Here is a 12349-nt window from a genome sequence, read left to right as displayed (position 1 = left end):
AGGTCACACCATTGGTGAAGGTTGGCGTGCCAAAGTCGCCAGAACCTGCCGTACCGCCACCGAGCGTAAATGGATACGTTGTCGATGTGCTCGATGGATTGGTGAGCGTAACGGCATACGTCAGGTCCCCACCCTCTGTAGTACTTGGGCTACCGATGCTGCCAATCGTTGGTACTGCATCATTGTCGAGAATCGTACCAACTGCTGCAACACCGCCAACTGACAGATCGAGTGTCTCGTTGGCTTCATGAATGTTGTCGTTGATCGTTGGAATCGTCACGGTGAAGCTGGTCACGCCAGCAGGAACGCTGATTGTGCCGGCTACGCTGTCGTAGGTCACGCCGTTGCTGAACGTCGGCGCGCCGAAATCGCTTGCCGAAGCCGTGTTGCCTGCCAGCGTGAAGGCGTAGGTCGTCGTAGTCGTGGTCGCTGCGGACAGGGTAACGGTATGACTGAGGTTCGTTCCTTCCGTCTGTGCATCGCTGCTGACACCAACCACGGTTGGCGTACTGACAGTCGAAGAGGTTACCTGCGACCCTTGTGCGTAACGGAATTCAGGAATGGTGGTGCGATCGGTCGTACCGAATGCAAAGTTGAGCGGCGCGACTGCTTCGACAATACGATCCAGCATGACGAAGGTGTGGCCCGCGTCACCACCGCCACCACCGATACCGGCTTCGGTTTCTTCCAGCAATTCATCGAGGCTGCCGCCCTGCGCGATGACGTTCTGGATATCGACGTTCTCGTTGACGCGTGCGACCAGAGCGGCATTACGTGAGTCGATCTCGTTACCGATCACGCTGGCATCGAGCGTGACAACTTCGTTTTCACGAACGGCATAAGTATGGTTGTCAGGAAAACCAAGTTCGACACTGGCGCCGGAAGCAGTAACGATCACATCGCCTTCGCGGACTTCGTCGCCCAGCTTGAGGCGGATCATCGTGCCGTCTTCGAGACGGACGAATACGTCACCCTTGAGCGCAACGACCTTGCCGACAACGGTTTCCGAACGAGCCATGATGTTTCCAGACATAAAGAGGGGAGATGATCATGACTCTAGCCAAGGCATTGCCGCGCGGACATAGTACCTTGGTACTACCCGGCAACAAAAAGCGTCAACAATTGTTAACGCGAAGGGAAAAAGAAGAGATTTGCGCGTTTAGCGCGATTGTTGATCACGAATCAACATCGCCAATTGCAGACGATCGCGAACCTGAAGCTTGTCGAAAATGGCGCTGATATGCGCCTTGACCGTACGCTCTGCGATATGCAACTGGCGGGCGATTTCCTTGTTGCTGGCGCCTGTAACGATGGTGCGTGCCACTTCCAGTTCGCGCTGGGTCAGCACCTCTTCCACGCGCAGACTCAAATCCACCGGAGGTTTCACGAGTTCGACACTGCGCGCAATAAGCTTCTGCATCAGTGATTCGCCCACCCACAGTCCGCCTTGCGACACCACCATGGCTATTTGCTGCAATACCTCGGCTGTAGCGTGGCTATTGGCATAACCGCGTGCGCCAGCCGACAGGGCCAGCAGCGCTTCGTCGTCCTGCGGCTCGTCGCTCAGCACGATACAACTGCCAAGCAGACAGGCTTCGCGAATCCTCTGCAACTGCACTACCGGCGACTCGGCACCAGGCAAACGCAGCCAGACCAGTGCAGACGGTCCTGTCGCCGCCCCAATACGGGCAACACGGCCATCGGCAAAAAGCTGCTGCCAGCGCGGCAAGCCCTCGCCATCTTGCGACAGAAAAAGATGTTTCGATCCAGCCAACTGCACTCTCGCCTTGATTTTTGTTCGCCTATCGTTCCGTCATTGCCGCCTGCTTGGCGCGCAGGACCGGCTTCATCAGATACGACAGGATGGATTTTTTACCCGTGATGATGTCCACTTCGGCCACCATGCCCGGAATGATCGGGAGATTGTCGCCAATAACGGATTTATCGGTCCGCACGCGAACTGTGTAATAGGTATTGCCCTTGTCATCCGTGATCGAGTCAGCACCGATGTGTTCGAGCTTGGCATCGAGGCCGCCGTAAATCGAGAAATCGTAAGCCGTAAACTTGACGATGGCTGGCTGCCCTGGCTTCAGGAAAGCGATATCTTTCGGCAAAACACGCGCTTCCAGCAGCAAGGTATCTTCAAATGGCACGATTTCAACAATATCCTTGCCCGGTTGAACGACACCGCCCACCGTATTGACCATCAGGCGTTTGACCGTGCCCTTGACCGGCGCCCGAATCGACGCCTGCTTGACCTTGTCTGCTAGGCCTGTGCTGCCCTGCGTCAGGGCATTCAACTTGGCCATGGTTTCGGAATATTCCTTGCTGGCGGTATTGCGCGCCGTCAGTTCCACTTCCTGTATCTTGCGCGTGGCTTCGGCAATGGCCGACTGCGCACGCGCGATCTGCGCACCAGCCACGTCACGCTCGGCACGGAAGCGCGCCACATCGCGCTCCAAACGCAGCAACTCGACTTCCGAGACGGCGCCTGAATTCAGCAACGGCTTGGTCACGGCCAGCTCCTTGGTTGTCGATTCATAGGCTTGGGCAGCTTGCGCTTGCTTGACCCGCGCTTCCGACAACTCCTGCTGCTTCTGATACATCTGCTGCTGCGCAATCGACACCTGAGCCTGCAATTCCGAGGTCGCGGTTTCGTACAGACGACGCTCTTCCTCTGCCGTTTTCGGATCTTCGCGTAGCACTTCTTCCGACAGCTTGAACGGTTGGTTAGTACCGATGGCTTGCAGACGCGCTGCCTTGGCCGCCAGCGACAGATACTGTGCACGGTTCTCGCGTACCGACGATTCGAAACGCGTCGGATCGATCTGCAGCAAGACCTGACCGGCACTGACCAGCTGACCTTCGCGTACCTGAATGTCGGCAACGATACCGCCATCCAGGCTCTGCAGCACTTGCAGTTGGCGCGATGGAATCACCTTGCCATCACCTTTGGTGATCTCGTCGATACGTGCCAGCGCCGCCCACACGATGAATAGCAGGATGGCAATCAGCAAGCCACGCACCAGCACGCGTGCACGCAAGGGCTCCTGCTGAATGATGAAATGATCGGCATCAGTGACGAAATCGCTTTCGACCGGCTTGGGATCATCGCGCCAACGCAGCAACCAGTGCGGCGTCTTAGATTCGATGCGCACGCGAATCGCTTCGAGTACGCGATGCAGTTTCTTGGCCCAGTTGATCAGGCGTTCGACGATATTCATGTCGCCCTCGCAATCCGGCCGGCCTGCAACGCCGCAATGATCTGTTCGCGCGGGCCATCGGCGACGATACGGCCACCATCCATGACGATCACGCGCGTGGCCAGATCCATCAGGCTACTGCGATGCGTTACGGTAATCATGGTCTTGTGTTCGGCAAACGTGCGCAGACGTTCCTTCAATTGCGCCTCGGAAGAGAAATCCATGGCACTGGTCGGTTCATCCAGCAGCAAAACAGGCGGATCGAGCAGTACCGCGCGCGCCACGGCGATGCCCTGGCGCTGTCCGCCAGATAGCGATTCACCGCGCTCACTGATAGGCATGTCGAAGCCTTCAGGATGCCGATTGACGAAATCCGCCAGGCCACCCAGTTCGGCCGCCGCCACGATCGCCAAATCGTCGGCATACGGTGCACGAATCGCGATGTTCTGGCGCAAGGAACCGTAGAACAGAATGCAATCCTGCTCGACATAACCGACATTGCGACGCAAATCGGCCGGATCGAGCTGGCGCAGATCGACGCCATCGAACAGAACGGCGCCATCGGTTGGCTCAAACAGACCGAGAATCAGTTTTTGCAAGGTGGTCTTGCCGGAACCGATACGGCCGATCACCACCACATGCTCACCCGGCGCAATGCGCAGGTTGATGTTTTCCAGCGCTTTTTCCTTGCGGCCGGGATAGCTGAACGACACATTGCGGAATTCGATCTCGCCGCGCATTTCAGGACGATGCACATAGCCGCCCTCATCGGCACGCTCGGCCGGCGTATTCATGACGCCTTCCAGCGCTGCCAGTGCCGTCTTGGCATTCTGGAATTGCAGCAACAGACCAACGACTTGACCGAGGGGTGCCATCGCACGACCAGCCAGCATGGTGGCAGCAATCAGGCCGCCCATCGTCAACATGCGTTCGTGAATCAGATAAACGCCGGCAACGATCATGCTGACGTTGATGAATTGCTGCAATTGCGCCGCGCCGTTGGTGCTCGATTGCGACAGCAAGCGCAACTGGCTGCTCACGCGTGCGAGGAAAGCCGTGGCGTTTTCCCATTTTTCCTGCATCTGACTCTCGGCACCGTGTGCCTTGATGGTTTCCAGCGAAGTCAGGCTTTCCACCAACGTGGCATTGCGCAACGCCGAGGCACGGAACGTGGTTTCAGACAGATTGTGCATTTTGTGCTGGATAATGTAGCTGTAGATCACCACCGCCACGATGCCGATCAGCGGCAGGAAAACCAGTGGCCACGAAATCCAGGCCAGCACCAGCAGGAACAGGACCGCAAACGGCAGATCGATCAGCGTCGTCACGGTGGCAGAGGCGAAGAAATCGCGCACGGTTTCGAACGAACGGAGATTGGAGGCAAAGGCACCCACCGACGCCGGACGATGGGACAGACGCATGCCGAGCACTCGCTCCATGATCAGCGACGATAGCTTGAGATCGATACGCGCACTCGCCAGATCGACGAAATGCGCCCGCATCAGACGAATCGCGTAATCCATCACCAGAACCAGCAGCATGCCGACTGCGAATACCCACAGCGTTTCTTCAGCAAAATTCGGCACCACGCGGTCGTACACGTTCATCGAGAACAACGGCATGGTCAAGGCAAACAGGTTGATCAGCAGCGCCGCTGCCAGCACATCCTTGAAGATCGGCACCTGCTCCAGCAATGCGCCCCAGAACCAGTGGCGTTGTGGCAGCTTGGCGAAGGATGGCGTGCGTTGGTCGAAACGAAAATGCGGACGCGCAAAGATCGCGGCGCCGCTGTAGCGTTGCGTCAGTTCTTCGCGCGACAGGGTGACGGCGCCCTGGTCCGTATCCGGGAACAGCAAATGCGCGGTATCGCCTTCCCAGCGCAGCAGCAGGCAAGCTTCGTTATCCTGCAGCAGCAGAATAACGGGCAGCAAGGCAGTGTCGATTTCATCAAGCGGACGGCGCACGACCTTGCTGGAAAAACCGGCCCGGGCCGCAGCACGCGAAAACAGCGAAGGCGTCAGCAAACCATTCAGCAGCGGCAAACCTGCGGACAACGAGGCGTGTGTGCTGGGGCGACCATGAATGCGCGTCAATTGCACCAGACAATCGAGCAATGGATCGTGATGCAGGATGTCTTCCCGCAAACCCTTGATGAAGTGATTGCCCGCCGGGCGACCGATGTGTTCTGGGTCCTTATCGGTGGATTGCTCTTGTTGGCTCATTCGCCCGTTGCTCCGGTTCACCCTTGACTGCGTTGATCGTGACGTCGTACATAATTCCTGCCGACATTGCAAAAAAGTCAGGATCGCAAAAACATCATTGACCCAAGCAATTCTGTTTGCAGAGGGAAAACGTGCATTTCTCTCTGGTGTGACCGATGAATTATGTATGCAAATATTGCCGTATTCCAAGCATTCCACGAGTGTGGCGTAGCGAAGCAACAAAAAATAACAAATAAGTTTCCATGAGGAATCGTTTTGCCATTTAAAAGGGCCGAAGTCTCCCATAAACGAGAGATATTTGAGCTCGCAGTAAATAAAAAGCCTGCGAAGTACGCAGGCTTTTTGGTACATCGTGCCCCTCTGTGTTTCAAATATCTTGGCCGTTTCTTCAAGTGCGCTTGCTTCAGCGACCTTCCTTGCGCTCCTCCTTTTTGTCACGATGCGGTACTTCATGTGCAGGCGCGTGTGGCGCAGCGGCGTGCGGGCTCTCGCGAGGAATCGACGGTGGCGCCGGACGAGAATCGTGCGCCTGCGGCATTACCCGAACCGGCTCGCGTTGCTCCGGTCTCGGCGCATCCTGGTGTCGCACGGGGCGTTCACCCCTATCTATCGTTTTGCTACGCAGTGATTGCGAAGGCCGCTGCTGCAGTTCGCGATTCGGCGCAGCCGGCCTTTCCTGTTCGGCATCCCGACGCGCAGGATTCATCTGGCGGCTCTCTTGTGTGAACACCGGGCGTGCCGGCATTTGCTGCCTGTCGCTGCGCAAGGATTCACCCGTTAGGGCTGGCGGCGCAGACGGTCGTTGCGCATCTCGATGTGCTGCACGCCGTTCTGTCGACCGATTCGGCTGTGCCACGTCCGGGCGATCCTGACCCTGGCGCTCAGACAGCGGCCGATCCGGACCGGCATGATGTTCCGAACCGGTTAACCGCGGCATTTCGGGACGGAATGCCGCGCGCACATCGGCATTTGCGTCATTACGCGGTGGCGGCCGCTGTCCGGGTCGCATGTCAGTCGGGTTGAAATGCGGCATGGTCATCGACCCATCATGGCGAACGCCGACGGCGCTGGACCGTAGAGACACGCCATTTCCCGGTCCGACATTGGGCGACACACCGTTCATCGGTGAAGGTTCTGGCCTACCCGGAGGCGGCAATTCGCGCGTCACGACATGATTGCTACGCACATTGGTGATGCGGTTACGCTGGATGACGGTAGTCGAGTTCGTTACATACGTATTGTTGTTATAGATGACGGCCGGACGATGCCACGGTGGCGGGCCACCATATACAGGCACCGGCACCGGCGGTGGTGCACCCCAATCGACACCCCACGCATGCCAGCCGCCGTGGTGGAAGGCCGAGCCAACGATAACGCCGATGCCAAACGAGATCACGCCAGTCGTCACGACATCCGGCCCACTCGATGCAGGACGATAGACGTAACGCGGATAGACCGGCACAGGCGCGCCATAGACAACGGCCGGATTGTAGTCAGGCACGTACACCACGTCCGGCCGAGCCGGTTCGATCACGATAGTTTGCGATGGTGGCGGAACGACGAACGCGCGTTCATCGTCATTGCTAGGCAAACTGCGCGGCACCGCCGTCACGCGCAGCTTTTCCGACGTATGCAAATTACCCGCCCGTTGCGCCTTCAGACGCAGCGCCTGAATGGCATTCATGACATCTTCGGGATCATCGGCATAGGCTTGTCCCAGCGCCGTCGTCCACTGGATATTGCTTGCCATCTGATTCAACACGGAAGGAAAGACAACCAGCGACTTGATGCTGACATCCCAGGGCTGTCGATTGGCAGCATCCTGCAATGCTTGGTCCTTGAGAGCGGGATTTTGCGCCAGCCATTGATTGGCTGCCGTGACCTGATCGGGATAAGTGGCGCCTGCCAATACCTGCGCGACCAGTTTGTCGGGAAACAGGGCAATCGGGGCGACCAGTTGCGTGAGTTGTTCTGCTGTCGGCGGCACATAGGCTGTCGGTGTAACAGCGGCCGCAGGTGCTTGGGTCGCCGGTGGCTTGGACGCCACCGGGTCCATATTGGCACGGTCACAACCGGCCAAACCCATCAATCCAGCCAGCAATGACGAAACCATTGCGGTTCGCATTGCTGCTGGGCCAGTCCGTTTGTTCGCTTGCATGATGCCACCCACCTCTTTCCGCGAGACGAGGCACCTGCCTCGTCTCGGCTTCAAAGGGATGCGTGGCTTACTGCTTTTGCCCCGTCATTGCCGGGGCGCTTTGCGCGCCACGCGTTCCCATGATCAATTGGACTACCACTGCAACTGCTATGTTCAACGCCAAAGCCAGCAATCCGGTGTACACGGTATAACTAGCATCGCCGATCATGAGCGTATGCACGGGCTTGATGCCGTCAGAAAAGACCATCCACGTACCGGCTGTCAGACCGACTGCCCAACCAGCCAACAATGCCGGCGCACGGAACCAGTTCAGGAACAGGCCGAACACCACTGCCGGGAAGGTTTGCAAAATCCATGCGCCACCGAGCAATTGCAGATCAAGCGCAAACTTGGTCGGCAGGAACAGGATGAACACCAGCGCACCCACCTTCACCACCAGTGACACGATTTTGGCAACCTTTTGCTCACCAGCATCGTCAATCGCCGGATTGATGTACGGCTTCCAGAAGTTACGTGTGAACAGGTTCGACGCACCGATCGACATCACGGCAGCCGGCACCAAGGCACCGATGGCAATAGCGGCGAACGCGAAGCCCGTGAACCAGCTTGGGAACAAGGCATTGAACAAGGCCGGAACGACATCATTGTTGTTCTTGATGCCGATGCCTGCGGCGTGACCCATGAAACCCAGCAAGGCGATCAAACCCAGCAGGATGGTGTAAGCCGGCAGGAAGATCGCGTTCTTGCGGATCGTATCGGCACTCTTTGCGGCGAAGATGCCGGTCAGCGTGTGCGGATACATGAACGCAGCCAGTGCCGAACCCAACGCCAGCGTCGCGAATGGCAACATCTGTTGCGGCTGCAGATACAGGCCGGTCGCGCCGCCCTTGGCCGTGAACGCTTCACTGGCCGAACGGAACACCACGCCATAACCGCCCAGCTTCATCGGCACCAGCACCACCGCCACCAGCACGACGATGTAGATCATCAGATCCTTGACGAAAGCGATCAGCGCCGGCGCGCGCAAGCCAGCCGAGTAGGTATACAGCGCGAGAATCGCAAAGGCCGCGGCGATCGGCAATTCGCCGGTCAGGCCGAGCGCCTTGATCACGACTTCCATGCCAACCAGCTGCAGGGCGATGTACGGCATGGTGGCAACCACGCCGGTCAGTGCAATCGCGAACTCCAGCGCGCGCGAGCTGTAGCGGCCATAGACCACATCCGCTGCCGTCACGTGGCCGTCACGATGCGCGACTTTCCACAGCTTAGGCATGATCGCAAACACGATCGGATAGACAATGATGGTGTACGGCAGCGCGAAGAAACCATAGGCACCCACTGCATAAACCAGTGCCGGCACAGCGATGACGGTGTAGGCCGTATAGAAATCGCCACCAACTAGGAACCAGGTAATCCAGGTACCGAAGTTACGGCCGCCGAGACCCCATTCGTCGAGATGCTCACCCTTATGCGCATCGCCACCACGTTGCCAGCGCGAGGCAATGAAGCCCAGCACCGTCACCAGCGCGAAGAAGAAAATGAAGATGCCGAGGGCAGTCCAGTTGATCTGGTTTTCCATCATTCTTCCCCTTTGCGTTTGCCGTCGCGATAGACGAGCCAGATGAGGAAGGAAGTCAACGGCACCCAGGCCAGTTGATACCAGTAATAGAAAGGAAAGCCAAACAGGGTGGGTGTTTCATGGTTGTAGAACGGCACCCAGAGCAAGCCGATGAACGGCAGCAGCAGCAAAAACCGCATGATGATCTCCTTGTCGTTTTTATTCGAACGGCTACCCGGAACAGGCAAACTACGGGCGAATAACCGGCCTGTATTTTGACAGGAAGCGGAGGATCAAAATCCGTTTTTTACAAATTTTAGGCGAAGAAGAGCGAATTTAACCGCATATTAACGATATTTTAATGCGTTCATTAACTTCCTTCGACAAACCTTACAAGCTTGGCGGGGTGTGGGCAGTCACGGAAGCGGAATTGGCGTGGAAAAGTCGCTGCTCCTGTTCGGCCACGCCCCGGATGTAGGCAGCAAATTCCTCATCTTCGCCACGCAGCAATTGTGGCAACAACAGATAGAAATCTTCCCGACGGCACCATTCGCGCATGTAGTCGTCCCATGAGTGCCAGCGCTTTTGCGCCGCGCCGCTGAGGTTGGGCTGGTACGCCACCAGATAGGCACGCTCGAACAGCGCAACCAACATTTCAAAGATGATCAGCATGCGTTCGTGCTGCTCGTCGCTCAAATGCATGCTGGCGGTGGTACTGCGCAAGCGCAGATCGGGATTGTCGAGCACGATCTTGAGGAAGGCATTGTAGGCATCCTGCACGGATTGATAGGCCGCTTCGTCTTCGGCATCACGCTCCTTGCGCTGCTCGTGAAGGAACAGAAAGATGGCAAACGGCAAACCCAGTGTCGCCACGACGTAGCTCGACACTTCCCAAAATGCAGCTTCGAACAAGAACATGAACGCGCCCCGGCGACGATGACGTTACAGTGTAACCTGGGCATTGCATCCAATGGTTCGGGAACATCGCAAAAAAGAAAACGCAGCCTCTCGGGCTGCGTTGGGAATTGGTGCCGGTATATTTTCGAACCGCCGGCTCCGGTGTTGATGGGTAGCAATTCTACGGAGCGCGCCGCACCCGTACCATCAGCGCAAGCCTGATTACGATGTAGGAAAAAGGGAGTAAATACCGCATGGCTTATCCGCTCGAAAGACAAGATTCGGCAGAACGCGTATCCCACGCAAGCACTTTACCGGTCGATACAATCGACCAGCCGTTTGTCGATCTGCTGGTGATCGGCGGCGGCATCAACGGTGCCGGCATTGCGCGCGACGCCAGCGGACGCGGCATGTCGGTGCTGCTATGTGAAAAGGACGAATTGGCCGCGCATACCTCATCGGCCTCGACCAAACTGATTCACGGCGGGCTGCGCTATCTCGAACAATATGAATTTGGCCTTGTGCGCAAGGCACTCATCGAACGCGAAGTGCTGATGCGCATCGCGCCGCATTTGATTCGCCCCTTGCGTTTCGTCATGCCACACGATCGTGGCCAACGCCCGGCATGGCTGATCCGGCTCGGCCTGTTCCTCTACGATCACCTCGCCAAGCGCGAACTCCTGCCGGGCTCGCACGGCATCGATCTGCGCACGCATCCCGCAGGTGCGCCACTCAAGCCGGCCTTTACCAAAGGCTTCGTCTATTCGGATGCCTGGGTCGATGATGCGCGCCTGGTCGAACTCAACGCGCAAGATGCCGCCGAACATGGCGCGACCATCCTCACGCACACCCGCTGCACTGCCTTGCAACGCCATGCCGATCACTGGCTGGCGACCCTGCAGCATGCCGACGGCAGCACACGCCAGATTCACACCCGCACCATCGTCAACGCCACCGGCCCGTGGGCAGCGAGTTTCCTGCATCACACCGTGCACGGTCGCAGCAGCAAATCGCTGCGCCTCGTCAAAGGCAGCCACATCGTCGTGCGCAAACTGTTCGATCATGACCACGCCTACATCTTCCAGAATCCGGATGGTCGCATCGTGTTCGCGATTCCCTACCAGCACGATTACACGCTGGTCGGCACCACCGATGTCGAATACCACGGCGATCCCGATAAAGTCGCCATCGAAGCAGCCGAAGTGGATTATTTGTGCACACTCATCAACCGCTATTTCGCGCATCCCATCACACCGGCCGACGTGGTGCGCAGCTTTTCGGGCGTGCGTCCACTGGTCAATGACGACGACCACCAACACGCCACCGCGTCCGCTGCCACGCGTGATTACCAGTTGGATCTCGACACCGCTGGCGCGCCGATCCTGACCGTCTTCGGCGGCAAGCTCACCACCTACCGCAAGCTCGCTGAAGAAGCTGTTGATCGCCTTGCGCCGCTCTTACAAAACACGAATGCGCACTGGACCGCCACCGCCTGCCTGCCGGGTGGCGATCTGTTTGGCACCGGACCCAGTAACAAAACCGTATTGGGTTTTGACGATTTTCTGCTTTCAAAGCAACAACAATACGCAATGCTCCCGCCTCGTATCGTCGAACAATATGTTCGAAGATACGGCTCAAAGGTCGATGCCGCGCTGGCTCAAAGCACGACACCCATCAACTAGTGCGCGACAAAGGAAAGCATGTGTGAAGCCATATCGCAAGAGTTGTGCATAACGCCACAAACGTGACGCGCGCTGCCAGAATTCCTACAGCAATCGACTGCAATCTCTGATTCCCGTTCTTCAGCGCGACTTCTACTATGGAAATTCATCTGAACAGATCAGGAGAAATCATGGCCAAGGAGACACTGGATTTGGACAAGACCTTGCAAGCCGACCGTCGTACTGACATCGGACACGGAACAGCAGCGCTCGGCCCGAGTGACCGGTCAGATTCCGGTAGCGACATGACAGGCCTCGTGGATTTCGATAGCGACACGGATTCCACCGGCACGGGCGAACGCGCCAGCGTAAACATGCGCGAAACCGGACAGGCCGAAGACATCGATTCCGACCGTATTGATGCCGGTTCCGAAAGTGTGAAGTCAATCGAAGAAGAGATCGATGAAGACAGCGGCGTACCGGAGGGCCGAGTCAAACCCAAACCGGAAGTCGAAATCTGAGCGAGGAATAAAAAAGGAACACCGTCAATATGGTTGGCGGTGTTCCTTAATGCACAGACCTTTTGCATGGCAAGGCGAATTACGTGCCTCGCTCTCAGAACTTTTTCCGTTTTTGTCAAAGCCGGAATG

General features: G+C 57.4%; 10 protein-coding genes. 2 read left to right on the top strand and 8 right to left on the bottom strand.

Going from position 1 to position 12349, the window contains the following annotated elements:
- The 8 genes from QZ725_RS08975 to QZ725_RS08940 form a co-directional block, all read right to left on the bottom strand.
- Nucleotides 1–1018, bottom strand: a 1018-nt coding sequence (locus QZ725_RS08975) for a retention module-containing protein (protein ID WP_293778665.1), incomplete at its 3' end; no start/stop codon positions are given.
- A 141-nt stretch (nucleotides 1019–1159) separates the two neighbouring features.
- On the bottom strand, nucleotides 1160–1774 hold the full coding sequence (locus QZ725_RS08970; RefSeq protein WP_293778663.1) for a response regulator transcription factor: 615 nt from the start codon (nucleotides 1772–1774) through the stop codon (nucleotides 1160–1162).
- Nucleotides 1775–1802: 28 nt separating this feature from the next.
- Complete coding sequence (locus tag QZ725_RS08965) at nucleotides 1803–3224, bottom strand: HlyD family type I secretion periplasmic adaptor subunit (protein WP_293778661.1); 1422 nt, start codon at nucleotides 3222–3224, stop codon at nucleotides 1803–1805.
- Complete coding sequence (locus tag QZ725_RS08960; RefSeq protein ID WP_293778659.1) at nucleotides 3221–5425, bottom strand: type I secretion system permease/ATPase; 2205 nt, start codon at nucleotides 5423–5425, stop codon at nucleotides 3221–3223. Before QZ725_RS08960 ends, QZ725_RS08965 begins: the two co-directional genes overlap by 4 nt.
- A 403-nt stretch (nucleotides 5426–5828) precedes the next feature.
- Nucleotides 5829–7538, bottom strand: a complete 1710-nt coding sequence (locus QZ725_RS08955; RefSeq protein ID WP_293778657.1) for a DUF3300 domain-containing protein — start codon at nucleotides 7536–7538, stop codon at nucleotides 5829–5831.
- A gap of 112 nt (nucleotides 7539–7650) precedes the next feature.
- Nucleotides 7651–9162 carry a monocarboxylate uptake permease MctP gene (gene mctP, locus QZ725_RS08950; RefSeq protein WP_293778656.1) on the bottom strand — a complete coding sequence of 504 codons (1512 nt, stop codon included), beginning with the start codon at nucleotides 9160–9162 and terminating at the stop codon, nucleotides 7651–7653.
- Nucleotides 9162–9341 carry a DUF3311 domain-containing protein gene (locus QZ725_RS08945; protein ID WP_293778654.1) on the bottom strand — a complete coding sequence of 60 codons (180 nt, stop codon included), beginning with the start codon at nucleotides 9339–9341 and terminating at the stop codon, nucleotides 9162–9164. The genes mctP and QZ725_RS08945 overlap by 1 nt, the downstream gene beginning before the upstream one ends.
- Before the next feature lie 190 nt (nucleotides 9342–9531).
- Nucleotides 9532–10059 (bottom strand): hypothetical protein, encoded by a 528-nt coding sequence (locus QZ725_RS08940; protein ID WP_293778652.1) that lies wholly within the window; start codon nucleotides 10057–10059, stop codon nucleotides 9532–9534.
- A 233-nt stretch (nucleotides 10060–10292) separates the two neighbouring features.
- Here QZ725_RS08940 and glpD point away from each other — a divergent pair, with 233 nt between their 5' ends.
- Entirely contained in the window at nucleotides 10293–11720 is a 1428-nt protein-coding gene (gene glpD / locus QZ725_RS08935; protein WP_293778651.1) for a glycerol-3-phosphate dehydrogenase, read from the top strand.
- Between the two features lie 170 nt (nucleotides 11721–11890).
- Entirely contained in the window at nucleotides 11891–12220 is a 330-nt protein-coding gene (locus tag QZ725_RS08930; protein ID WP_293778650.1) for a hypothetical protein, read from the top strand.
- Nucleotides 12221–12349 lie beyond the last annotated feature (129 nt).

It is taken from the genome of uncultured Oxalicibacterium sp. (assembly GCF_913776015.1).
GTDB lineage: Bacteria > Pseudomonadota > Gammaproteobacteria > Burkholderiales > Burkholderiaceae_D > Oxalicibacterium.
The sequence above is the reverse complement of the archived record's forward strand: the minus strand, read 5'-3'. Positions and strand labels throughout refer to the sequence as shown.

Excerpts from the sequence above, each read along its gene's own strand:
- QZ725_RS08965 (WP_293778661.1), bottom strand. The coding sequence starts at position 3,224 with ATGAATATCGTCGAACGCCTGATCAACTGGGCCAAGAAACTGCATCGC.
- QZ725_RS08960 (WP_293778659.1), bottom strand. The coding sequence starts at position 5,425 with ATGAGCCAACAAGAGCAATCCACCGATAAGGACCCAGAACACATCGGT.
- QZ725_RS08955 (WP_293778657.1), bottom strand. The coding sequence starts at position 7,538 with ATGGTTTCGTCATTGCTGGCTGGATTGATGGGTTTGGCCGGTTGTGAC.
- mctP (WP_293778656.1), bottom strand. The coding sequence starts at position 9,162 with ATGGAAAACCAGATCAACTGGACTGCCCTCGGCATCTTCATTTTCTTC.
- QZ725_RS08945 (WP_293778654.1), bottom strand. The coding sequence starts at position 9,341 with ATGCGGTTTTTGCTGCTGCTGCCGTTCATCGGCTTGCTCTGGGTGCCG.
- QZ725_RS08940 (WP_293778652.1), bottom strand. The coding sequence starts at position 10,059 with ATGTTCTTGTTCGAAGCTGCATTTTGGGAAGTGTCGAGCTACGTCGTG.
- glpD (WP_293778651.1), top strand. The coding sequence starts at position 10,293 with ATGGCTTATCCGCTCGAAAGACAAGATTCGGCAGAACGCGTATCCCAC.
- QZ725_RS08930 (WP_293778650.1), top strand. The coding sequence starts at position 11,891 with ATGGCCAAGGAGACACTGGATTTGGACAAGACCTTGCAAGCCGACCGT.